This window comes from Paenarthrobacter sp. AR 02, assembly GCF_021538675.1.
Lineage (GTDB): Bacteria > Actinomycetota > Actinomycetes > Actinomycetales > Micrococcaceae > Arthrobacter.
On record NZ_JAJUKH010000001.1, the window covers coordinates 93667 to 117190 of the forward strand.

A 23524-nucleotide genomic window follows, 5' to 3' on the forward strand; every position below is an offset into this window, starting at 1 on the left:
ACCAGCAGATGAGATCAGCGGGAGCCGTAGTTCGGCGCCTCGACAGTCATCTGGATGTCGTGCGGGTGTGATTCCTTAAGGCCCGCCGGCGTGATCCGGACAAACTTTCCACGTGCCTTGAGCTCGGGAATGGTGGGAGCGCCCGTGTAGAACATGGTCTGGCGGAGGCCACCGACCAGCTGGTAAGCCACCGAAGCCAGCGGGCCACGGAAGGCCACACGGCCTTCGATGCCCTCAGGGATGAGCTTGTCATCACCGGAGACGTCTGCCTGGAAGTAGCGGTCCTTCGAGTAGGACGTGTTCTTGCCGCGGGACTGCATGGCACCGAGCGAACCCATGCCACGGTAGCTCTTGAACTGCTTCCCGTTGACAAAGATGAGGTCACCCGGGGATTCCTCACAACCGGCCAGAAGGGAGCCGAGCATGACGGTGTCCGCACCTGCAACCAGGGCCTTGCCGATGTCACCGGAGTACTGCAATCCGCCGTCGGCGATCAGCGGAACACCTGCCGGAATGGCAGCCTTGGCGGACTCGTAGATGGCGGTGATCTGCGGAACGCCGACACCTGCCACCACGCGGGTGGTGCAAATGGAACCCGGGCCAACGCCGACCTTGATGCCATCGGCACCCGCGTCGATCAGTGCCTGGGCGCCTTCACGGGTTGCCGCCTGACCGCCGATCACGTCCACGTGCGCAGCAACCGGATCGGACTTAAGCCGCGAAATCATGTCAAGCACGCCCTGGGAGTGACCGTTGGCCGTGTCAACGAACAATGCGTCCACGCCTGCGTCGATGAGCTTCATGGCGCGCTCCCAGCCGTCACCAAAGAACCCAATGGCTGCGCCAACGCGGAGCCGGCCCTCATCGTCCTTGGTAGCCAACGGGTACTGCTCGGCTTTGGTGAAGTCCTTGGTAGTGATAAGGCCCTTGAGGCGGCCCTGCTCGTCCACCAGCGGGAGCTTCTCGATCTTGTTGGTGGCCAGCTTGTGCGAAGCTTCCTCGCGGCTGATGCCCACGTGACCGGTGATCAGCGGCATCTTGGTCATGGTGTCGGCGACGCTGCGGAGCGGGAAGTCGGACTCCGGAATGAACCGGGTGTCGCGGTTGGTGACGATACCCAGGAGCCTGCCATCGGTGTCAACAACGGGCAGGCCGGATACGCGGTAACGGGAGCAAAGCTCGTCCAGTTCCTGCAGGGTGGCTGACGGGCCAATGGTCAACGGGTTGGTGATCATGCCCGATTCGCTGCGCTTGACGCGGTCCACGTGCTCGGCCTGGTCATCGATGGACAGGTTGCGGTGGACAACACCCAAGCCACCCTGGCGGGCCATGGCAATCGCCATGCGGGACTCGGTGACCGTGTCCATCGCGGCGGAAAGCAGCGGGGTCTGCACGGTGATGCGCTTGGATATGCGTGACGTGGTGTCTGCCTCGGACGGAATAACATCGGTGTGTCCGGGGAGCAGCAGGACGTCGTCGTACGTCAGGCCAATGAAGCCAAACGGATTGTGTTCGGGCTGGGTCATGAGTGTGCGCCTCTTACCTGGGTTCTTGGGGGCTTAACTGGTAGGGGTTGCAACTGATGACCAGCCCGTCATTACGGGACTGGCCTGTGCATAGGTACTGCATGGCAGAAGGTGCTGCCGGTATTGAATAAATAGTAGAACCTCCGCGGCGATCGCCATATTCCGCGACGCCTGACTGTGAGCAACAGCACTGGCGGCAGGCCGCCGTCGTACGTTGTCCAAGCCGCCGGCCGGTGCCAAAGCTAGCTGTCAGACCAGCCGGTAGCGGCCAGCAACCGTTGCTCGAACATCGGGATCATGGTCTGCACGTACGTCTTGCTGAGGTGGTTGTCATCCTTGTAGACGTACACATTGCCCACGACTGCCGGGCATGTTCCCTGCTCACAAATGAAGTCGCTCATGTCCATCAGGAACAAGCGGTCGACTTTGCCAACGTAGTCGTCCAACGGCGAAGATGCTGCCAAAGATTCCTCCAGCGGAACATTGCAGTCGGGCGAATCCTTGCCCTTTTTCTGGACGCACTCCGGCATGTTGAAACTGAATCGCGGGTTATCCCGGACGCCCACCACGTCAATGCCAAGGTCCGTGAACGGTTTGATGCCCTCAAGGTAGCCCGGCACTTCAGTTTCGAACGGCGCGTCCACGTGCGTCAGCGACGCCACCGTGAACACGGCATCAGGCTTGTGCTCCAGGACGTAAGCGGAGCTTGCCCTGTTGAACTCGTTGCAAAAATCGGCCCGCTCCGACGATTGCGCTCCGAACCGGCAGCCGCCCTTAAGGAGCGTCACCACTTCCCAGCCATGCTGTTTGGCGATGGGGCCCAGGGCAGCCATGTACTGCTGGGAATGCGAGTCCCCCAGCACGACAATTCTCTTGGTGACCACCTCGGGCTCCTCGTTCTGGAGGCAGCCCTCAAGCACAGGATCGCTGGGCACGTTGTCCCCGGTGCACTCACCGTCAACGTTCGCCCACTCATCCTTCATGGCCGCAGGAGCAGGGATGACGAGGGCCTCCGCCGACGGCTCACCCGCATAATCCGGGGACAGCGCGGCCGCGCCCGGGGTCAGCTCATGGGGCTGGGAGGCAATTGCCGTTGCCTCTGCAGTTATGGCGCCCTGCCAGGCAGTGACCGGCAACGCCAACAGCGCGCCGCAGGAGACAATCACGACGGCGGCACGCCAGGACCGCACGTCCGGCCACTTCCAGCGCCGCAACGGTTGCTCGACGTACCTGGTAGTGGCCACCGCAAGCACTGCGGCGGCGGCCATAATGCCCATACCTTCCAGGATGTTCGGCGTGGTGGTCCCGGAAGCGAGCAGGAAGAACACCAGGATGGGCCAGTGCCACAGGTACAGGGCGTAGGAAATACCTCCCACAGCGACCAACGGGCGGGAACTGAGGATCCGGTCAACACCCCACCTGCTGCCGCTCTGCCCCGCGACAATGACAGCCGCCGCAGCCAGGGTGGGCCACAGTGCCACGAAGCCCGGGAAGGAACGGTCAACCGTGAGCAGCAGCCCACAGGAGAGCATGGCTGCGATGCCGGCCCAGCCCAGGAAAACCCGGAGTCTCCGCCCCGGTTTCAGGTATGGCAGGGCCAGCGCAAGCAAGGAACCCAGGGCGAACTCCCACAGCCGGGCGCGGGTGTCGAAGTAGGCGTAGGCCTGGTTGCTGTAGGTCTCCTGGATCGAGAACAGCAGTGACGCTACGAACACCACAGCGAACGCCACGAAAAGGAGTTGTCGATGGCTTACGGCCTTCCGCCCCGGAAACCGTTTGGCAAGATGCGGCTGCAACAGTGCAATGCCGGCGAAGATCAGCGGCCACAGAATGAACACCTGACCCTGCACTGACAGCGACCAAAAGTGCTGGAGCGGGCTGGCATCCACATGCTGCTGGGCGTAGTAGTCCACAGCGAAAGCAGCAAGCTGCCAGTTTTGCCGGTACAGGAGGGAAGCCCACGCTTCAGTGAGGACATCGGGCCAACGGCTCTGCGGGATAAGCGCCCAGGTCCCGGCGAGGATCGCCAGCAACACCACGACGACGGCTGGCAGCAAACGCTTGAAAACGTGCAGCCAGTGCCCCACAAGGCGCAAGGGCCGGTTAGCCTCAACTTTGCGGGTGAAGGACAACGTCAACAGGAACGCCGAGATCAACAGGAAAACGTCTACCCCGCCGGAAACCTTGCCGAGCCAGATATGGTAGGCCGCCACCATGACCACAGCCAAGGCACGCAGGCCCTGGACTTCCGGGCGGAAGCGGCGTTCCGACGTCGTGGTTTCCGGGGTTCCTGACGCAGTCGTGGCGCTCTGGGTTTCCATCATTCCTGCCACCCGGTCGCGGCAAACCACCTCTCGTCGAGCATGTCAGCCATGCTCTTTACATACGTTTTGGTCATGTGGTTGTCGTCCAGGTATACGAAGGTGTTTCCCACGATGGGAGGGCAGTAGGTTCCGTCGCAGATGAGGTCGGTCATGTCCAACACGAAAAGATCCTGGTACTTGCCCATGACGGCGTCGAAGGGACTCTGTGCCGCGAGCACATCCGATTCCAACGGTCGGCAGTCAGGGCTGTCCGGTCCCTTGGAAAGCGTACAATCCGTCAGGCTATAGGTGAACCGGGGGTTGTCGCGCATAGCGATCACCTGGGTACCAACGGCGTTGACTTCGGGGATGAGTTCCTCAAACCCGTGCGTGAGCTGCTCATCCGGTGTTGAGGGAGTCGCCGCGGTCCCCACCATGAAAACGGCGTCCGGTGGGTGGGCCGCAATGTGGCTGCGAACCTCACGGTTGAACTCATTGCACACCGGGTCCGCATCCGGATTATCCGTCATGAAGGGGCAGGCGCCGTAAAGCATGGCGTAAAGCCGCCAATGGTGTTGCTCAGCCAGCACCCCAACAGCCTCCAGCCATTGCTGGGAATGCGAATTGCCAAGAACCAGCACGGTCTTGGTCGCGTCATCGCCCACGTTGTTTTGCTGGCAGTTCTCCAGCAGCAGCGACGATTCCGGTTTGGTCTCGCCGGAGCACGACTCCGTCAGGTGCGCCCAGTCCGAAGGAAGCTGCTCAGCGGTGGGCAGCGTCATCGCGTTTTCGCCCACCTGGTTCACATATCCGGGAAGGAGAGCCTGGGCTCCGGGGTTATCGAAAGCGGCCTGCGCCTGGGCGGCCTTCAAGTCCAGGTCCTGCTTGTACTGGAATCCTAGGAGGGGCGCGCACGCCACGGCCAGGCAGGCAGCGATAGCAATGGCGGAGCGACGGCGGTTCACCTCCGGCCACTTCCATTCCCGGAACGGCTTCTCAACGTACTTGGTGGTGAGGAAGGCCAGGACCAAAGCCAGGGCGATGATCAGTGTTCCGGAGAGCCAGCCCGCATGGTCCTTGCCGCTCCAAGCCAAGGCGATCACCAAAATGGGCCAGTGCCAAAGGTAGAGGGCGTAGGAGTTGTCGCCAAGCCGGACCAGGAAGCGTGAGCTCAGGATCCTGTCAACGCCCAGCCGGCTGCCTGTCTGGCCAGCGGCGATCACCGCGACTGCGGCAAGCGTTGGCCACAAAGCAACGAAACCCGGGAAGGCAGTCTGGACCTGCAGCAGGATCCCGCAACTGAGCATCGCGGCCACTCCGATCCAGCCCATGACGACGCGGACCGGCTTGGCGAAGTTCAGGCCAGGCAAAACCAGCGCGAGCAATGTTCCCAGCGCGAATTCCCACAGTCGGGCAAAAGTATCGAAGTACGCCACAGCCTGGTTATTGGCCGTGAATATGATCGAGTAAGCCAGGGAGACAACGAAGATGATCGCAAAGACATAGGCGAGCGTCGCCCGGTATTTCAGGCTGAAGCGCCGGCACAGGAGCGCTACGGAGGCGAAGATCGCGGGCCACAAAATGAAGACCTGGCCCTGGATGGACAGCGACCAGAAGTGCTGCAGCGGACTCGCCAGGCTATGGTCCGCAGCGTAGTAGTCAACCGCGAGGCCCTGCAGGAGCCAGTTTTCGTAGTAGAACAGCGAGGCCCACCCTTGGTTGACCACCTCGACCCAGCGGGTGGCCGGCAGGAAGACAAAGCTGGCCGCGAGTGTCGCGAGGAGGACCACCACGACGGCGGGGAGCAGTCGGCGGAACAGGTGCAGCCAGTGCCGCAGCAGATCCATCGGCCGGCGTTGTTTATAGCGTCCGGTGAACTGCAGGGTCATGAGGAACGCCGAGATGAGGAGGAAGACATCCACGCCCCCGGAGACCCGCCCGATCCAGACGTGATAGCTCACCACCATCAAGACAGCGAGCGACCTCAGACCTTGGATTTCAGGGCGGAACTTCGACTTTCCAACGGGTCCCGAAGCCCGCCTGCCGGGTCGGGCAGGGGCTGGGATCGTTGGCGTAGTCACGTTAGGCAGTTCCTCAAAAGCTGTGGCACAAAGCATCCATCATACGCGGTCCGGCCGCGCCAACCCACTTGGGTCCGTCATCCGGGCTGCGTTCCAAGGCCCTCATTAGCTCAGGTTCAGCTATGGATTATCCCAGTCTTGGCTGTGCGTCGCCTGTGCCCGTTGCGCCCCCCGGACCGTCCCGGGAACTACGCTGAAGCCTGAAGCAACGGAGGGAGCACCATGATCGTCCAGCTGCGCCTATGCGTGCCGGCGGAATTGTCTGAGTCGGTTCTGGAATGCTGCCTTGAGCAGAACGGAGCGGCCGAAACGGCGGTACACAAGGGAGCCTCCGTGGAGCCGCCCGGGGACGTCATAACAGTCCAAATCGCACGCGAATCCGCCGAAGAGCTGATACAAAGGCTGCACATTTTGAAGCTTCCGGAACTCGGCTCCATCTCAGTTTCCTCGCCGGATCTGGTCCTGTCCGCACGCGCGGATGAGGCCGAGGCGGCCGCCCCAGGGGAATCCGCCGATTCCGTCATCTGGGACGAGGTATCCCGGCAAACCGGGGAGGACTCGAAACTGACGTGGAGTTTCCTCGCGTTCCTCATCATTGCCGCTCAGTTGGCAGCGATCGGAATTGTGACCGATTCCACCATCGCCATAGTGAGTGCCATGGTGGTTGGCCCGGAGTTCGGCCCGCTCGCTGCGTTGTCCGTGGGATTGGTGGAACGGAAGTGGCGCCTGGTACGGAGTTCCTGTCTGGCTCTTGGAGTCGGGTTCCCCGTGGCGATGGCCGTGACTGCAGCAGCAGCATGGTTGTCGGTACCGCTGGGTTTGTTTCCCGCTGACGCTCTGGACCAGGGATCCGCGGTGGAGTTCATCTACCACCCTGGGCCGTACTCGCTGATTGTGGCCGCACTCGCGGCGCTGCGGGGATGCTGTCCATGATCAGCCACAGGTCTTCCGCCCTGGTGGGAGTCTTCATCTCCGTCACCACTGTGCCAGCGGCCGGCTATGTTGCTGTGGCCCTCGTCCTGGGTGAGTACAGCAAGGCTGCGGGATCGGCGATGCAACTGGCCGTGAACCTTGTGGGCATCGTGGCAGCTGCCGCCGCGGTGCTGGTGTTCTACCGGCTCATAGGCAAACGCACACCCTCAAGCCGCCGACCGGCTTCTCCCCCGCGACGGCTCGGTGCCATCCGGCGGCCCGGGTAGCCGAGGCTGTGGCCCAACCCTCACTCACAACCCACCCCCATCAACCCAACCCTCACTCACAACCCACCCCCTTCAGCCCGACGCTGCCCCACACCTAGGACGTAAGAGAGCGTCCCTGCCAAACAGGCGGGACGTGAGAGAGCGTCCCTGCCAAACAGGCGGGACGTGAGAGAGCGTCCCTGCCAAACAGGCGGGACGTGAGAGAGCGTCGCCGCCAAACAGGCAGAACCTGAGAGAGCGTCCCTGCCAAACAGGCGGGACGTGAGAGAGCGTCGCCGCCAAAAGGGTGGAACGTGAGAGAGCGCGCACAGCAAAAAACCCCGGCCACGAATCAACGTGGCCGGGGTTTTTGGCGCAGACAGCTTAGTGCTGGTGACCTGCGTGTGCGTCTTCGTCCTCAGCCGGCTTTTCGGCAACCAGGGTCTCGGTGGTGAGAACCAGGGCAGCGATGGAAGCGGCGTTGCGGAGTGCGGAGCGGGTGACCTTGACGGGGTCGATCACGCCAGCGGCGATCAGGTCCTCGTACTCGCCGGACTTGGCGTTGAAGCCGTGGTTGGCTTCGAGCTCGGAGACCTTGGCCGTCACTACGAAGCCGTCGAAGCCGGCGTTCTGTGCGATCCAGCGGAGCGGCTGAACCAGTGCGCGGCGGACAATGCCAACAGCTGCTGCCGCGTCACCTTCCAACGCCTTGACGGCCGGCGACTCGTCCAGTGCCTTGAGAGCGTGGATGAGTGCGGAACCGCCACCGGAAACGATGCCTTCTTCAAGGGCTGCACGCGTGGAGGAAACGGCGTCCTCGATGCGGTGCTTCTTTTCCTTCAGCTCGACCTCGGTGGCTGCGCCTACCTTGATCACACCGATGCCGCCGGCGAGCTTGGCGAGGCGTTCCTGCAGCTTTTCCTTGTCCCAGTCGGAGTCCGTCCGGGTCAGTTCGGCACGCAGCTGTGCAACGCGGTCGGCCACGTCCTGGGCGGAGCCAGCGCCGTCCACGATGGTGGTGTTGTCCTTGGTGACCGTGATGCGGCGTGCGGTACCGAGTACCTCGAGGCCAACGGAGTCCAAGGTCAGGCCGAGGTCCGGGGAAACAACCTGCGCGCCGGTGAGCGTGGCGATGTCCTGGAGCATGGCCTTGCGGCGGTCGCCGAAGCCCGGGGCCTTGACGGCCACAACGTTGAGCGTGCCGCGGATGCGGTTGACGATCAGCGTGGAAAGGGCTTCGCCTTCGATGTCTTCAGCAATGATGAAGAGCGGCTTGTTGGCCTGCAGAGCCTTCTCCAGAAGCGGCAGGAAGTCCTGCAGCGAGGAGATCTTGCCCTGGTTGATCAGGATGAGGGCGTCCTCGAGGACGGCTTCCTGGCGCTCAGCGTCGGTGACGAAGTACGGGGACAGGTAGCCCTTGTCGAACTGCATGCCCTCAGTGAGGACCAGCTCGGTCTGCGTGGTGGAGGACTCTTCAATGGTGATGACACCGTCTTTGCCCACCTTGCCGAAAGCTTCGGCCAGCAGTTCGCCAACCTCGTCGCTCTGGGCAGAGATAGCGGCAACGTTGGCAACCTGGGTGCCTTCGACTTCGCGGGCGTTCTCCAGGAGGCGGGCAGCCACGGCTTCAACCGCAACCTCAATGCCACGCTTGATCTCGCCGGGAGCGGCGCCGGCTGCAACGTTGCGCAGGCCTTCCTTGACCAAGGCCTGGGCCAGCACGGTAGCCGTGGTGGTGCCGTCGCCTGCGACGTCGTTGGTCTTGGTGGCTACTTCCTTGGCCAGCTGTGCGCCAAGGTTCTCGTAGGGGTCGTCAAGCTCGACTTCGCGGGCGATGGTGACGCCGTCGTTGGTGATCGTGGGAGCGCCCCACTTCTTGTCCAGCACGACGTTGCGGCCGCGCGGACCAAGCGTCACCTTGACAGTGTTGGCGAGCTTGTCGATACCGGCCTCAAGAGACCGGCGGGCAGCATCGTTAAAAGCAAGCTGCTTTGCCATGGTTGTGTCCTTTCAAGACAGAAAACCCGCACCGCTGACGGGTCGGAATGATTCCAACGCGGCGGCGGTGCGGGCTCCGGGAAGTTACTTTACGACGATCGCGAGGACGTCGCGGGCGGACAGAACGAGGTACTCGTTGCCACCGGTCTTGACTTCGGTTCCACCGTACTTGGAGTAGATGACGACGTCGCCAACAGCTACGTCAACCGGTACGCGGTTTCCGTTGTCATCGAAGCGGCCGGGGCCGATTGCAACAACTTCGCCTTCCTGCGGCTTCTCCTGTGCGGAGTCCGGAATAACCAGGCCGGAAGCCGTGGTCTGCTCTGCTTCGAGCGGGCGAACAACAATACGATCCTCAAGAGGCTTAATCGAGACCGACACTCGGACTCTCCTTTTCATGAGCTGATTCATGGACTAAGAACTGGGGTGCCGGGGCGTGCAACCGTCGTCGCGGTGCCGGAGGAACGCCTGGCGTGGTTAGCACCCTCCGGGGGAGAGTGCTAATAAGACTCTATGTAAGCGTTAGCACTCGGTCAAGGTGAGTGCCAGCATTTCGTCATGGGTGAACTCCGGTCACCTGCCGGTGAGGTCGTCCAGGCCGTAGTCCTCGCCGTCGTCGTCCCCATCCACGGGGGCATTGCCGCGGTTCCGGTACAGCACCACTGCGGACAGGACAGCCACGACGCCGGAAATCACCAAGCCGATGATCCCGCCCATCCAGGCGCCGCTGTAGAGGTCACGGATCTCCCGCGCCTCGTCAGTGGCATCGTTGACACTCTTGCCGGTGACGGAGTACGCGGCAGCATTGAAGGAGTCCAGGGCAAGGATGATGATGAGCAGGGCTATGCAGACCACGGCTATCACGATGCCCGCAATAAGTGCGGGACGGGCATATCTGGTGATGCGGGACGGCTGTGCGGCTGCGTTGTCTTCCATGAAAACAACCCTATCTGGCTGATTCCCAAGTCACGCTGTCATATCCTGCGACGTTAGGCTTGATCCCATGCCTCACGCACCGCAGGAACAGATCGCGCCCTTGCTGACCACCGAAGGATGGGAACTTCTTGCCTCACTTGGGCCTTACAAAGAAGCCGCCGCTTTCAGCGTCAACGCCGACCTCCGGAAAGCGGGCCACTCCCCCGAACTCGTCGCTGCCGTCCTGACGCAGTCCCGCCTCCGCACCCGGGCAGAGGCCAAGTTCGGCGAATTTGCCCGCCAAATGCTGTTCACCCAGGCCGGGTTGGAGCAGGCGACCCGGTTGAACGTCGCCGCCCGGCACGCCGAGCGCTTTGCACAAGCCGGCGTTTCGCATGTCGCGGACCTCGGTTGCGGCCTGGGAGCTGACTCGATGGCCATGGCGTCCATGGACATCGCCGTGACTGCCGTGGAGATGGACGAGACGACTGCTGCCTGCGCCACGATCAACCTGATCCCCTTCCCGCACGCCACAGTGGTCCATGCGGACGCTACCTCCGTTGAGCTGGACGGTATCGATGGAGTGTGGCTGGATCCCGCCCGACGCACCACCTCCACCTCCGGAACAAAGCGGATCTGGGACCCCGAGGCCTTCTCTCCCCCTTTGTCGTTCGTGGAAAACCTGGCTGCCACGGGCCGCGCCGTTGGCGTCAAGATGGGTCCGGGCATCCCGCACGATTCGGTGCCCGCAGGTTGCGAAGCTCAGTGGGTTTCCGTCGGCGGCGATGTCACCGAGGTCACGCTGTGGTTCAACGCGGTGGCGCGCCCCGGGGTACGGCGCGCAGCGCTGGTCCTCGGCAGCCAGGGCGCTGCCGAAATCACCAGCGGCGAGGATTTCGACGGCGGTCCGGTAGCCGCCGTCGGTCCGGTGGAAGGATTCCTGTACGAACCGGATGGGGCGGTGATCCGCGCGGGCCTGGTGGCCGATGTCGCTGAACGCCTCGGCGGTCACTTGGTGGACGAGCACATCGCCTACATCTGCGCCCCGGCGTTACACGACACCCCGTTCGCCCGCGCCTACAAAGTGCTTGAAGTCATGCCGTACAACGTCAAGGCCCTGAAAGCCTGGGTGAAGACCAACGGCATCACTGTGCTGGACATCAAGAAACGCGGTACGGCAGTCACCCCAGAAGAGCTGCGGAAGCAGTTGCTTCCCGCCAAGCCCGGCAAGGGCCAAGCGAAAACAGCCACCCTGGTCCTCACCAGGATCGGCGAGGAGCGAGTGGCTGTCGTGGTGGAGCCGGTCACTGCATAGCAGTCAGCGGCGCGAGAATTCAGAAGCTTCGCGCACCTGGCCGGGGGTCGGACGCACCCCTGTGTAGAGGACGAATTGTTCTTCGGCCTGGATGGCGATGACTTCGGCGCCCGTGATCACCGGTTTGCCGGCTGAACGCGCAGCGGTGATAAGCGGCGTCTCGGAAGGCAGCGCAACGACGTCGAATACCACCTGCGCGGCGGCGATGGTGGCATCGTCAAAGGACTGGGCGGTTTCATCCGCGCCGGCCATCCCCAAGGGTGTGACGTTGATGATGAGATCCGCGGTGGCTCCGTTGACGTCGTCCTGCCAGCCGAAACCGTAGAGGTCGGCGAGGGCGCGGCCGGCGGTTTCATTACGGGCCACGATGGTGACGGCGGTGAAGCCCGCGTCGCGTAGCGCTGCCGCGACGGCCTTGGCCATGCCGCCCGCTCCACGGAGGAGCACGGTGTGGCTGCTGGGGACCTCATGGTCCTTCAAGAGCCGCGCTATGGCGATGTAGTCGGTGTTGTAGGCGGTGAGGACACCGTCGTCGTTCACGATGGTGTTCACCGAATCAATGGCTTTGGCCGACGGATCCATCACGTCAACCAGCGGGATGACGGCTTCCTTGTAGGGCATGGACACCGCGGCGCCCCGGATGGGGAGACCGCGGATGCCCGCCACCGCGAGGGTGATGTCAGCTGGCGCGAACGCCTTATAGACAAAGTTCAAGCCGAGCAGATCGTACAAATAATTGTGGAACCGGGTGCCGATGTTGCTGGGCCGGGCCGCGAGCGAAATGCACAGGGACATGTCTTTGTTCAGGATGGGCATCCACCCATTAAACAACGGCTTGTCGGCCCAGCACCGGGATCAGCCCTGCCGCGCCTTCATCCGCGGGTTGTTCTTGTTGATGACGAACGTGCGTCCACGCCTCCGGACGATCTGCGCTCCGGGGATCTTCTTGAGCGCACGCAGTGAGTTCCTGACCTTCATGGTGTTTCTCCTTTTGTTGGTGGTGCGGCTTAGAGGGCGTCGCTGAGTTCCAGGGGATCGTCCCAGACGCCAAAGTCCAGTTCCATTTCCGCCTCCGTCAGTTGGCATTCGTCCAGGAGCCCGCGGATTACGCGGGCATCAATATCTTCCGAGCGCCCGGTCATCGCCAATACCGTGCCGCGGTCGCCGTGGCTCGGATGCCAGTCAAGGACGGAGTCGACGTCGGGACCCGGCTTGCCTGCGGACGTGCCAGCGGGCGCCACATCGGCCGAATCCGCGAGCCACTTCCCCGTGCTTTCGAGCCAAACCCTCGGTCCGATTCCCTGGACGGCGATCCGTGTGGCGGGAGCAGAGGCAATCCATAGCCGGCCACGCATCCAATGCGTACCCGCGGCCAACCGTGGCAGTGCATCACGGAAGCGGCCCGGATGCAGTGGGCGGCTCGCTTTGTGAAGCACCGTGCGGAAGGAACCTGGTGTTTCGCTCGCCGCCACACGGACGACGCCGGGCCGGTTACGTGCCGCGGTTTCAGCCTGGTCGAAGCAGCCCGGACGGTAGGGGTCGGCCGCGCCGACGGCAGCGGCATGCGGTGCCAATTCGACGAGCAATTCCATGCCGGTCGCCCATGACGCCGATCCTTCAGGGTGGGCCCCTGTCAACGTTGCGCCCAGGCCCGGATACACCATGACCGTGTCCACGTTGCCGAACTCCCCGATAAGGAACTCGCCGCTGGTGCGGTCATCCTGCGGCATGGACGTGAAGCCGGACTCGAACAAGGTGTGGCGGTCCCAGATGTGGTCATCGAGGTCTGCGGGATCCAACGCCAACACGGCATTGTCGATGACAGCCGGGCGGCTGAGCCCCTGGCGAAGCTCGGCAACTGCCATCCCGGCGGCGACGCCCGGCGGCAAGCCAAGCACAACATGGTCGAAGCCGCATTCGGCGAGGCGTTCCGCCGTCGGTACGACATCGAGCCGAACGGTGCAGCTGAGGCAGCCGTGCTCCAGGACTGTCGTTTCGCGTTCAACCAGGCGTCCATCCCGGTAAACCCTGCGCAGGACCAGCGAACCATCCAGCAGGTCATGGAGAACCACTGCCGAGTTGGCGTGGGTTCGACCCAACCTCCCCGTGGCTGCTTCTCGGCATTGGCTGTCGAGGGAACTGACGACTGTGAGATGCATGCGTTCATACTAATGAGAATGATTCTACTTAGCAAATAACGGCTCATTGTGGGCCTGAGCCCCTCGATATCACGGGTGTTCCGGCTGCATTAGACTTGATTCGACCGCTGGCGGCCCCGCAGCGGGGAATCGTGTCCGGCTGACACAACACAAGGCCGGAAAGTACAAATTGAGGGGACTACGTGCAGATTGATTTTGCGCCATCCAGGCAGTCGACACTGGGTGTGGAATGGGAGTTGGCGCTCGTCAATGCACGCACCGGGGAACTGGTATCGGTCGCAAACGATGTCCTGAAGGGCGTCGCCGCGAACCACCCGGACCTCAACGAGGACGACGAACACCCCCATATCAAGCGCGAACTGCTGCTGAATACCGTCGAGCTTGTCACCGGGATCTGCGAAACGGTCAAGGACGCCAAAGAGGACCTCAGCCGCTCCCTTGCAGCTGTCCGCGAAGTCACCGACCCCATGGGCGTTGAGGTGTTCTGCGCAGGCAGCCACCCCTTCAGCCCTCCCCTGCTCCAGCCTGTCACCGACAAAGAGCGCTACGCGAAGCTCATTGAGCGGACCCAATGGTGGGGACGCCAAATGGTCATCTACGGCGTCCACGTCCACGTGGGCATCGATCGCCGGGACAAAGTCCTGCCCATCCTCGATGGCCTGGTCAATTACTTCCCGCATTTCCAGGCATTGTCTGCCTCCAGCCCCTACTGGGCAGGCGAGGAAACTGGTTACGCCTCCCAGCGGGCCCTGATGTTCCAGCAGCTTCCCACGGCCGGGCTGCCCTTCCAGTTCGAAACCTGGGAGGCCTACGAGTCCTACGTCCAGGACATGTTCACCACTGGGGTTATCGACGCCACCTCGGAAATCCGATGGGATATCCGGCCGGTCGCCAACCTGGGCACCATCGAAATGCGCATCTGCGATGGCCTTGCCACCCTCGAAGAAGTTGGAGCCATCGCTGCACTGACCCAGTGCCTGGTGGACGAATTTTCCTCCATCCTGGACGCCGGCGGCAGCATTCCCACCATGCCACCTTGGCATGTGCAGGAGAATAAATGGCGTGCCGCCCGCTACGGCATGGAAGCCATCATCATCCTGGACGCCGACGGCAACGAACAGCTCGTCACCGAGCACCTCGCGGAAACAGTAGCCCGGCTGGAACCGGTAGCTGCCAAGCTGGGCTGCTCCGAGGAGCTGGCCGACGTCCTCCGGATCATCGAGCGCGGCGCCAGCTACCAGCGCCAACGCCGCGTCGCAGCCGAGCATGACGGCGACTTGAAAGCAGTGGTGATGGACCTGGTGCAGCAAATGCGCAAGGGCCCCGACGCCTAGCTTCCGGCTTGGTGGCATGCCTGGGTTAACACCCCGGGGTCAATACCCTTTGGGCTGGATTACGCCTGGGCAGGCAGGGACACCGAAGTGACCGGCATGGACGAGTCCGGCGCGAAGGCAAGACCGCTCGGCCCGATGCCCGCCATGATCAACTGCGAACCCAACGCCGCCACCATGGCGCCGTTGTCAGTACACAGGTCCAAGGGCGGGACGTGGAGGGTGATCCCGGCTGAGGTACAGCGCTGCCGGGTCAATTCGCGCAGCCGCGAGTTCGCCGCGACGCCGCCGCCCAAAAGGACATCAGTGATGCCGTTCTCCTTGCAGGCAAGGACCGCCTTGGAACTGATGACATCCACCACGGCTTCCTGGAAGGCCGCCGCAATGTCGGCCACGGGCACTTCCTCGCCTCGGGCCTCGAACTGCTCCACACAGCGGGCCACGGCTGTCTTCAGTCCACTGAACGACCAGTCGTAGCGGTGTGGGCCCTTGTCCTCGGCGGTCCCCATATACTTGGGCTGCGTCAGTCCCCGCGGGAAACGGATGGATTTCGGATTACCCTGGCGGGCCAGCTTGTCGATGGCAGGGCCACCGGGATAGCCAAGGCCAAGGATGCGGGCCACTTTGTCGTAGGCCTCGCCGGCCGCGTCATCGATGGTTGAGCCCAGCAGCTCAACGTCGTCCGTGATGCTCCTGATCCTGAGGATCTCCGTGTGGCCGCCCGACACCAGGAGCGCGCCAAGGTTCTCCGGCAACTGACCGGCGCCCAAGCCAGCGGCAGCACCGGCGTCGGGCTTTCCATCAAGCAGGCCGACGCCCACGTGGGCCACCAGGTGGTTGATCGCGTACAGCGGCTTGCCGGTGGCCAGAGCCAGAGCTTTCGCGGCACAAACGCCCACCATCAGGGCGCCGGCAAGGCCAGGTCCTGACGTGACTGCAATGGCGTCGATGTCCTCCAGCGTGACACCGGCTTCATGCAATGATTCCTGCAGCGTGGGAACAAAGGCATCCAGGTGGGCGCGGGAAGCGATCTCGGGTATGACACCACCGAAGCGCATATGCTCGTCCATGGATGAAGACACCGTGTTGGTCAGCAACGTGGTCCCCCGGACGATCCCGACACCGGTTTCATCACACGAAGACTCAATGCCGAGTACCAGCGGCTGCTTCAGTTCCTGCGGAAAAGTCGCGGTCATGCCGGAGCTCCTTCAGAAGAAGTGGAATCGGTCAGCGGGAGGCGCATGATCAGGGCGTCGGTGCCATCCCGGTAATAGCGCGGGCGGACGTGGATCTGTTCGAACCCGAAACGTACGTACAGCCTCTGGGCGCGCGGGTTGTCCGCGCGGACCTCCAGGAGTACGTCGGCTGCCCGACGGCGCCGCGCCTCCTCGATGAGTTCGGTCAGGACCGCCGAGCCAATGCCTTGGCCTTCGAATTCAGGCACGACGGCGATCGTCTGGACATCCGCGATGGGCTCGATGCACATCAGACCTGCATACGCCACGATCTCCCCGCCGACCTCTGCCACCACGTAGCGGCGGGTTTCGGGTTGGGCCAATTCGTCGAAGAACATCTGCAGCGGCCAGGCATCCACGGGGAACAACCGACGCTCCAACGCCTCGACCACGGGAATATCGGCCTCGGTCATGTCGCGCAGCAACATCTCAGCGGACCCGGTCACAGCGCACGCTTCCGGGGGCCCGGGACCTGGGCGTCCGATTCCCGCAAATAGAGGGGCGTTGAGTCGAGGAGCGCCTGTCCCGCGGCGAGCCGGGCCAAGGCGAACTGACCCAGGGATGCGGCGTTGGGCTGTGTTCCGGCGAAGTCCGGGTCCGCGCTGAGGACGTCCGCGTACAGACCTGCGCCTGCCCCAAACACGGGCAAGTCCGGCAGCTCAGAGGCGAAACCCACGTGCGGCCCGTCCACGAGTTCCGGGAGCCGGCCATCGGTCACGGTGTACCGGGCCCAGTAGACCTCTTTGCGCCGGGCGTCGGTAGCCACCAGGAACTCGGAAGCCGACACCGTGGATTCCGCAACTTCCAGGGCAATCGCGTCCAGGCTCATCAGTCCGTGCAGCGGTTTGTTCCACACGAATGCGAGGGTGCGGGCCGTGGCAATACCGGAACGCAGCCCAGTGAAGGGACCAGGACCTACCCCGGTGACGATCGCATCGATGTCAGCTCCGGTAACATCTGCCCCAGCCAGGAGCTTCTCAATGCCCGGTGCAAGGACCTCGGCGTGGCTGCGGGTGTCCTCGGTGGCGAAGGAATCCACCACGCCTTCCATGGCATCATCGGAGATCAGGGCCGCGCTGGCAACAGCGGAGGTGTCAATGGCCAGGATCAGCATCAGTTGCCTCCTTCTTCGGCAGGGTGGGATCCCGCTTCGTCCAGCAGGCCAGGTGCTACGGTCCAGCGGGGACCAAAGCCCCGGAACACAATGGTGCGGGACTCGTCGTCGTCCTCGGTATCAAAATCCAGGACGCCGCCGGTCTCTGCGGCACTGTTGCCGCCCACGGACCTGTGCAAATCGACTTCCAGGCGGCTCTCGGAGAGATGCTCCACCCGGTCCCTCCCCCACTCCACCACCGTGACAGCGGAGTCCATGGTGTTCTCGAGATCGATGTCGTCCACCTCCGCGGCCGAGTCGAGCCTGTACGCATCCACGTGGACCAGATCCGGACCACCGGGCCTGGGACCATCAGGAAGGTTCGGGTGGATCCGAACCAGAACGAAAGTGGGCGAGATGATTCCTGCGCGGACGCCCAGCCCTTCCCCGAGTCCTTGGGTAAACGTGGTTTTGCCTGCACCCAGTTCACCGGTCAGCACCAGGAGGTCCCCCGCTTCAAGCACCCCACCAAGGGCCGCCGCCAGAGCGTGGGTCTGGTCCGCCGTCGTTACCTTGACTGTGCGTTCCCACTGGGGTTGGTTCACAGCGCCGCCGTTTCGGCGTCGACGGCACCTGCAGGTGCCGCTGGACCGGTGGCGAGCTCGTTGACGTAGCTGCGCGGAACCCGGGAACTGATGCGGGTGACAATCTCGTAGTTGTTGGTGCTTGCTGCGGCTGCCCAATCATCCGCCGTCGGACCACCGTCGGCGCCGTCACCGAACATGACAGCTTCCGCACCCTTGAGGGCATTGGCGTCCTCGACTGTCATGGGGCCAAGATCGATCACCATCTGGTCCATGGCGATCCTGCCCACCACGGGGTAGTTGGTACCGTTGACGCGCACAGGGCCGCCAGTGGCAATCCGAGGGACACCGTCTGCGTAGCCCAGCGGCACCAAACCCAGCGTGCTCTCCCCGGTGGTGCGGTAGTTCAGCCCGTACGACACTCCCTGGCCTTCGGGGACCTTCTTGCAATTGGACAGCAGCGTGCGGACCGTCATTGCCGGATGCAATCCAAGGTCAGCGGACGTGGCGCCCTCGAACGGCGAGAGCCCGTACACGCCAAGACCCACACGGACAAGGTCGAAATGCGAGTCGGGGCGGGACAGCGTGGCGGGCGTGTTGGCGATGTGGCGGACCTCGGTGTCCACGCCTGCGTCCTCGGCCATGGCGATCGCCTCACGGAAGACAGTGAGTTGCTCATCGGTTTCAGGACGGTGCGGTTCGTCGGCCACGGCAAGGTGCGAGAAAATACCCACAACGCGCAGAAGCCCCTGGTCCTGGTAGTCCATTGCCTGACCCACCAACTGGTCCCAGTCCTCAATGGTGCAGCCGTTGCGGCCAAGCCCGGTGTCCACCTTCAGGTGCACCCGAGCCGGCCGTTCCTGTTCCCGGGCAGCAGCGACCACTGCGTCCAGCTCCCAGCCGGAAATTCCGACGTCGACGCCGGCGGCGACTGCCGCTTGGAAGTTGCTTTCGCGGGTGTGCAGCCAAGCCAGCAGCGGCGCATCCACCCCGGCAGCGCGCAAGGCGAGCGCCTCGGAAATGTGCGCCACACCGAGCCAGGCCGCTCCGGCGTCGAGGGCGGCGCGGGCCACTTGGACGGCACCGTGGCCGTAGGCGTCAGCCTTGACCACCGCCATCACGGAGGCCGGCGAGGCGATGGCGACGAACTGGCGGACATTGTGCCGCACAGCGTCGAGATCGATCACAGCCGAACGTTCCAGCAGGGCCGACCTTGTTACGGAGGCCTTGGATCCGATCCCGATATCTGCTGCTGCTTCGTAAGTCACCCTAGAGATTCTAGTGGTGCCAGTGAATTCGGGTTAACTGCGGTGGGCCGCGGAGGGTGGCTTTGTGGCTACTGCGCGTCGGAGAGGTGCGCGATGGTGGCGCGTGCCCGCCGTTGCGCCTCCGCCGGGATGTCCTTGACGATCGGTTCCAGGAACGCGAAGCGACGGACCCACTGGCTGGATTGACGCTCCTTACGCGCGTTTGCCCGGTGCCACCAATCGGCGATGTCACCCCATCCGGGCGCAGCCAGCGATCCTCCGACTTCCTGGACTGCCAGCGAGGCACAGAGGTTCGCAAAGCGCAGCCTGTCCCCCAGCGTCCATCCCGCAAGGCAGCCCACAATGAAGGCCGCCCCAAAACAATCCCCGGCGCCCGTAGGGTCGGAAGCAGAAACCGGCAGGGACGGAACCCACTCCTCTTCCCCGGTTTCCGAATCCACTGCCACAGCTCCTTGCGGCCCAAGGGTCACCACTGCGACGGGCACCCTGTCGGCCAGCGAGTACAGGGCAGCCCACGGGTCTGCCTTGCCGGTGAACGCCATCGCTTCGGGCGCATTGGGCAGGAAGGCATGGAAGTTCCCGAGTTGTTCGAGCCGGCGCTCGGACCATTCACCGGTGGGGTCCCACCCCACGACGCCGAAGAGTTTGGTTCCCGCTGTCTTCGCGGCCATCATCCACGGCTCCAGTTCCTCGCCGAGGTCCGCGACGGCGGCGAGCGCCTTGGGTGGCTGCCCCATCAGTTCGGATGCACTGATGGGAGCCGGGTGGCCGTGGGTCACCATGGACCTGTCCTGGTTCACGCACATGGACACCGTGACCGGAGAGTGCCAGCCTGGAATTCTCCTGGACAGGGACAGGTCCACGTGTTCCTGGCTCTCCAATATCTGCCAGTTGTAGTCGCCGTAGCCGTCGTCCCCGAAGGTCGCGGCAAGGTTGGTCCGCAGTCCCAGCCTTGCGGCGGCGATGGCCTGGTTGGCCACGCCGCCCGGGCAGCTTCCCATGCCTTCGCTCCAGACTTCCGTGCCGGGTTCAGGTGCATGCGGCAAGCCCGTGAAAATAATGTCCTGGAACACCGTGCCGGTCAGAAGGAGGTCGCATTGGTGATCGCCGTCAGACCTGACGGCGGCAAGGGGATCGTATCGTCGCTGGGGCATAGCGTCCATGCACGGCAGACTACGCTGCACCCTCCGGGCTGCATAGACTCGGACCATGCGGCTCATGATCGCCGGTGGTGGCGGATTCCGGGTTCCCCTGGTGTACAGGGCGTTGTGCGCGGGCCCCTTCGCGGGGCTTGTGGACTCACTGGTGCTTTACGACGTCGACCCGTTGCGGGTTGCGGCCATTGAGGCCGTACTCCGCGACATGCCCACCGCGGCGGGTTCCCGGCCCGACGTCGTGGTTTCAACGGACCTGGCACAGGCACTTGAAGGTACGGATGTGGTGTTCGCGGCGATGCGCCCCGGCGGAACGGCGGGCCGGATCGCCGACGAGCGCGTTGCCCTGGACTTGGGTCTGTTGGGGCAGGAGACCACCGGGGCGGGTGGTATTTCCTATGCGCTGCGCTCCATTCCCGGGATGCTTGAACTGGCAGAGGCCATGCGTCGCCACTGTCCGGATGCGTGGCTGATCAATTTCACCAACCCCGCCGGGATGGTCACCGAGGCGCTGCGTCCAGTGCTGGGCGGGCGGGTGATCGGGATCTGCGATTCCGCTGGCGGCCTGGTGCAGCGGGCGGCCCGCGCCGCAGGGGCGCCGCTGAAGGACGGAATGCTCGACGGCGTGGGCTACTTTGGGCTGAACCACCTCGGCTGGCTATACCGGCTGGCTCCGGACGGGACTGACCTGTTGCCCGGCCTGCTCGACGACGAGAGGGCCCTTGGGTCCATGGAAGAGGGCCGGCTGTTCGGCCGCAAGGTCCTGAAGAGGCTCGGCTGCCTTCCCAACGAATACCTTTACTACTACTACCGAACCGCGCAGGCCACTGACGCCATCAGGGCCCAACAGGAAACCCGGGGCACCTCCATCCACCAGCAGCAACGCTCGCTGTACCCGGCGTTGGTGGGCTCCGACCACGCCTACGCGCTGTGGGATGCCGCTCGACGGTCCCGGGAGGAAGGCTATTTGGCCGAAGCCCGCACCCACGGCGAACAACGGGATGAGGAAGACCTGGCCGGTGGCGGCTACGAGCGGGTGGCGCTGGCCCTCATGAAAGCCCTTTTCGGGGGCGGGAGGACCCAGTTGATCCTGAACGTTCCCAACTCTCCGGTGTCTGCCGCCGGTGGCCCGGCCACAGCGGATGGTGCGGTGCCCGGCCTTCCCGGGGACGCCGTCGTCGAGGTTCCCTGCGAGGTAACGCCCGACGGCGCCCTGCCGCTTGCGCAGGAGCGTCCCGGCAGGCAGTTCCTCACTTTGATGAAACGCGTCAAGGAGGTGGAGAAACTGACCATTCGTGCTGTCAGGGAGGGCGACCGGGAATCCGCCGTACGGGCCTTCGCGGCCCATCCGCTGGTGGGTTCCGCATCACTGGGGAAGGAACTGTTGGATCGGTACGAGCAGGCTTTCCGGGAACTGCGGGGGCTGTGGTCCTAAAGTTTCTGTGGTCCTAGAGTTTCCGGTACATCACGTGCAGTCCGACGTACCCGATCTCGGGGTGGTTGAACGCTTCAGGCACGGTGGCGAGGATGGTGAATCCCATGGATTGCCAGAGCCAGACCGCGCGGACGTTGCTCTCCACCACGGCGTTGTACTGCATGGCGTAGAAGCCGGCTGCCTTGGCTTCCGCCAACGAGTACGCACACAGGGCCCGGGCAATGCCCTTGCCGGAGTGCTTGGCCCCCACCATGTACCCGGCGTTGGCCACGTGGCTGCCACCACCGCCCTGGTTCGCATGGAATTCGCCGGTGCCCAGCACCTCGCCGCTCCCCCGGTCGACGGCCACGAAGGTCTGTCCCGGAGCCTCCTTGAACCATTTGGCCCGCGCTGTCTCTTCCGGGGTGTCACGGTCCCAGGTGAAGGTTTCACCGTCCCGGATAACGGGTTCCAGCACGGCCCAGATGCCGGGCCAGTCCGCTGCTGTTGCTTCTCGAATATCGAAAGTCTGTTCATCGGTCACAGCGGCCACGCTAGCAGCGTTGTCCACATAGCGGGGTTGCTTCAGCTCGGCCATGGCAGGCAGGAGTAGTGTTTTCTGCAGGGCAAACAGCATTTGCCCCGTCTTGTCAGGAGGAATGCCATGCCATTGATTCGTCGCGTGGCATTCCTGTCGTTGCACACCTCCCCCATGGAGCAGCCCGGCGCCGGGGACGCCGGCGGAATGAACGTCTACGTGCGCGCCCTGGCCATGGCCTTGGCTGAGACAGGCGTGGAAGTGGAAATCTTCACGCGCTCCACCAAAGCCAACCAGCCCGCCGTCGAGCATCCCGGGCCAGGTGTCTGCGTCCACAACGTCATGGCGGGACCCCGCCGGAAAATTCCCAAAGAAGAGCTGCCCGAGCTCCTCCACCAGATGGTGGGCGAGATAGACCGGATCCGGCACCAACAACTGCACGGCCGCTACGATGCCATCCACTCCCACTACTGGGTGTCGGGGGTGGCAGGGCTGGAACTGTCGGAGCTTTGGGGCGTTCCCATGGTTCACACCATGCACACCATGGCCAAGGTCAAGAACCTGGTGCTGCAGTCCGGCGAGCGCCCCGAACCCCGTCGACGGGAAGAAGGCGAGCAAAGGATCGTCGACGGCGCAGCCCGCCTGGTCGCCAACACCCCCGCGGAGGCCGAGGAACTCGTCTCCCACTACGGGGCGGACCGCGACCGCATCGACATTGCACCGCCCGGGGTCGACCTGAACGTCTTCACACCGTCCTTCCGCAGGAAATCCCGCGCCCTCCGGGGGGTGCGCCCGGACAGTTTCCATATCCTCTTCGCGGGCCGGATCCAGCGGCTCAAAGGTCCGCAGGTGTTCGTGAAGGCCGCCGGAATCCTTCGTCGGCGACGCCCGGACATCGACCTCGAAATGACCATCCTGGGATCCCTGAGCGGATCGAAGGACTTCAACCTCAAGCAGATCATCCACGATGCCGGGCTCGACGACGTCGTCACCCACCGGCCGCCGGTGGTGGCTCCCGAGTTGGCCAGCTGGTTCCGCTCCGCCGATGTCGTGGTCATGCCCTCCTTCAGCGAGTCGTTCGGCCTGGTCGCCTTGGAAGCACAGGCGTGTGGCACACCCGTCGTTGCCACCAACGTCGGCGGCCTCTCCCGCGCCATTTCCGACGGCCGCACCGGACTCCTGGTGGATGGGCACGACCCCTCGGACTGGGCGGACGCCCTGGAAGACCTCTACGACGATGTCCAGACCCGCGAAGGCATGGGAAGGCTTGCCGCCACCCATGCCGAGTCATTCGGGTGGCAGCGAACGGCCGCGATCACCCTGGAGAGCTACCGGGAAGCAGTCAGCGGTTTGTTGGTCCCCAGGCGCTGAGTCCTCGCCTGTTTGGCTCAACGGTGCTGGTAGATTGTCGCGCACAGCGCAAGTACGCCCG

Annotated in this window: 20 protein-coding genes and 1 pseudogene; 5 read left to right on the forward strand and 16 right to left on the reverse strand. The window is 63.8% G+C overall.

Going from position 1 to position 23524, the window contains the following annotated elements; translation table 11 throughout:
* Nucleotides 1-14 precede the first annotated feature (14 nt).
* From guaB to LRQ04_RS00490, 3 genes are all read right to left on the reverse strand, one after another.
* On the reverse strand, nucleotides 15-1526 hold the full coding sequence (gene guaB / locus LRQ04_RS00480; RefSeq protein ID WP_235517040.1) for an IMP dehydrogenase: 1512 nt from the start codon (nucleotides 1524-1526) through the stop codon (nucleotides 15-17).
* Nucleotides 1527-1768: 242 nt separating this feature from the next.
* Complete coding sequence (locus LRQ04_RS00485) at nucleotides 1769-3850, reverse strand: acyltransferase family protein (RefSeq protein ID WP_235517042.1); 2082 nt, start codon at nucleotides 3848-3850, stop codon at nucleotides 1769-1771.
* Complete coding sequence (locus LRQ04_RS00490) at nucleotides 3847-5946, reverse strand: acyltransferase family protein (protein ID WP_235517051.1); 2100 nt, start codon at nucleotides 5944-5946, stop codon at nucleotides 3847-3849. Before LRQ04_RS00490 ends, LRQ04_RS00485 begins: the two co-directional genes overlap by 4 nt.
* Before the next feature lie 621 nt (nucleotides 5947-6567).
* Between LRQ04_RS00490 and LRQ04_RS20680 the strand changes: the two are divergent.
* A pseudogene (locus tag LRQ04_RS20680) lies at nucleotides 6568-7109 on the forward strand (DUF389 domain-containing protein).
* Between the two features lie 363 nt (nucleotides 7110-7472).
* Here the strand turns inward: LRQ04_RS20680 and groL are convergent.
* The 3 genes from groL to LRQ04_RS00510 all read right to left on the reverse strand — a co-directional run bounded on the left by groL (nucleotide 7473) and on the right by LRQ04_RS00510 (nucleotide 10022).
* A complete protein-coding gene (gene groL, locus LRQ04_RS00500) occupies nucleotides 7473-9086 on the reverse strand; it encodes a chaperonin GroEL (RefSeq protein WP_235517053.1) in 1614 nt (537 codons plus the stop codon).
* Between the two features lie 84 nt (nucleotides 9087-9170).
* Nucleotides 9171-9467, reverse strand: a complete 297-nt coding sequence (gene groES / locus LRQ04_RS00505) for a co-chaperone GroES (RefSeq protein ID WP_011775524.1) — start codon at nucleotides 9465-9467, stop codon at nucleotides 9171-9173.
* 192 nt (nucleotides 9468-9659) lie between these two features.
* On the reverse strand, nucleotides 9660-10022 hold the full coding sequence (locus tag LRQ04_RS00510; RefSeq protein WP_235517056.1) for a hypothetical protein: 363 nt from the start codon (nucleotides 10020-10022) through the stop codon (nucleotides 9660-9662).
* 67 nt (nucleotides 10023-10089) lie between these two features.
* Here LRQ04_RS00510 and LRQ04_RS00515 point away from each other — a divergent pair, with 67 nt between their 5' ends.
* A complete protein-coding gene (locus LRQ04_RS00515; RefSeq protein WP_235517058.1) occupies nucleotides 10090-11316 on the forward strand; it encodes a class I SAM-dependent methyltransferase in 1227 nt (408 codons plus the stop codon).
* A gap of 3 nt (nucleotides 11317-11319) precedes the next feature.
* Here LRQ04_RS00515 and LRQ04_RS00520 read toward each other — a convergent pair whose 3' ends face one another.
* Genes LRQ04_RS00520 through LRQ04_RS00530 form a run of 3 tightly spaced genes read right to left on the reverse strand, consistent with a single transcriptional unit; the run spans nucleotide 11320 to nucleotide 13475 of the window.
* Entirely contained in the window at nucleotides 11320-12132 is an 813-nt protein-coding gene (locus LRQ04_RS00520) for a shikimate 5-dehydrogenase (protein WP_235517059.1), read from the reverse strand.
* Between the two features lie 39 nt (nucleotides 12133-12171).
* Complete coding sequence (gene ykgO / locus LRQ04_RS00525) at nucleotides 12172-12294, reverse strand: type B 50S ribosomal protein L36 (RefSeq protein WP_011775528.1); 123 nt, start codon at nucleotides 12292-12294, stop codon at nucleotides 12172-12174.
* Between the two features lie 29 nt (nucleotides 12295-12323).
* Nucleotides 12324-13475: a GTP-binding protein gene (locus LRQ04_RS00530; RefSeq protein ID WP_235517063.1), complete on the reverse strand. Its 1152-nt coding sequence runs from the start codon at nucleotides 13473-13475 to the stop codon at nucleotides 12324-12326.
* 182 nt (nucleotides 13476-13657) lie between these two features.
* On the opposite strand from LRQ04_RS00530, the gene LRQ04_RS00535 reads away from it, so the two are divergent.
* Nucleotides 13658-14809, forward strand: coding sequence for a glutamate--cysteine ligase (locus LRQ04_RS00535; RefSeq protein WP_235517064.1), 1152 nt, complete (start codon nucleotides 13658-13660; stop codon nucleotides 14807-14809).
* 59 nt (nucleotides 14810-14868) lie between these two features.
* Here the strand turns inward: LRQ04_RS00535 and tsaD are convergent, their stop codons facing one another.
* The 6 genes from tsaD to LRQ04_RS00565 all read right to left on the reverse strand — a co-directional run bounded on the left by tsaD (nucleotide 14869) and on the right by LRQ04_RS00565 (nucleotide 20149).
* Nucleotides 14869-16002: a tRNA (adenosine(37)-N6)-threonylcarbamoyltransferase complex transferase subunit TsaD gene (gene tsaD / locus LRQ04_RS00540; RefSeq protein WP_235517065.1), complete on the reverse strand. Its 1134-nt coding sequence runs from the start codon at nucleotides 16000-16002 to the stop codon at nucleotides 14869-14871.
* A complete protein-coding gene (gene rimI / locus LRQ04_RS00545; protein WP_235518581.1) occupies nucleotides 15999-16469 on the reverse strand; it encodes a ribosomal protein S18-alanine N-acetyltransferase in 471 nt (156 codons plus the stop codon). The genes tsaD and rimI overlap by 4 nt, the downstream gene beginning before the upstream one ends.
* Nucleotides 16470-16483: 14 nt before the next feature.
* Nucleotides 16484-17155 carry a tRNA (adenosine(37)-N6)-threonylcarbamoyltransferase complex dimerization subunit type 1 TsaB gene (tsaB, locus tag LRQ04_RS00550; RefSeq protein WP_235517067.1) on the reverse strand — a complete coding sequence of 224 codons (672 nt, stop codon included), beginning with the start codon at nucleotides 17153-17155 and terminating at the stop codon, nucleotides 16484-16486.
* The gene (gene tsaE / locus LRQ04_RS00555; RefSeq protein WP_235517072.1) at nucleotides 17155-17739 is read right to left on the reverse strand and encodes a tRNA (adenosine(37)-N6)-threonylcarbamoyltransferase complex ATPase subunit type 1 TsaE; all 585 of its coding nucleotides are present in this window, start codon (nucleotides 17737-17739) and stop codon (nucleotides 17155-17157) included. The genes tsaB and tsaE overlap by 1 nt, the downstream gene beginning before the upstream one ends.
* Nucleotides 17736-18986, reverse strand: coding sequence for an alanine racemase (alr, locus tag LRQ04_RS00560; protein WP_235517077.1), 1251 nt, complete (start codon nucleotides 18984-18986; stop codon nucleotides 17736-17738). Before alr ends, tsaE begins: the two co-directional genes overlap by 4 nt.
* Nucleotides 18987-19054: 68 nt before the next feature.
* The gene (locus tag LRQ04_RS00565; protein ID WP_235517079.1) at nucleotides 19055-20149 is read right to left on the reverse strand and encodes a carbohydrate kinase family protein; all 1095 of its coding nucleotides are present in this window, start codon (nucleotides 20147-20149) and stop codon (nucleotides 19055-19057) included.
* Between the two features lie 46 nt (nucleotides 20150-20195).
* Between LRQ04_RS00565 and LRQ04_RS00570 the strand changes: the two genes are divergently transcribed.
* Nucleotides 20196-21575, forward strand: coding sequence for a 6-phospho-beta-glucosidase (locus LRQ04_RS00570; RefSeq protein WP_235517082.1), 1380 nt, complete (start codon nucleotides 20196-20198; stop codon nucleotides 21573-21575).
* Between the two features lie 13 nt (nucleotides 21576-21588).
* Here LRQ04_RS00570 and LRQ04_RS00575 read toward each other — a convergent pair whose 3' ends face one another.
* On the reverse strand, nucleotides 21589-22107 hold the full coding sequence (locus LRQ04_RS00575) for a GNAT family N-acetyltransferase (RefSeq protein ID WP_235518583.1): 519 nt from the start codon (nucleotides 22105-22107) through the stop codon (nucleotides 21589-21591).
* 111 nt (nucleotides 22108-22218) lie between these two features.
* On the opposite strand from LRQ04_RS00575, the gene mshA reads away from it, so the two are divergent.
* A complete protein-coding gene (gene mshA / locus LRQ04_RS00580) occupies nucleotides 22219-23463 on the forward strand; it encodes a D-inositol-3-phosphate glycosyltransferase (protein ID WP_235517083.1) in 1245 nt (414 codons plus the stop codon).
* The last annotated feature ends 61 nt before the right edge of the window (nucleotides 23464-23524 follow it).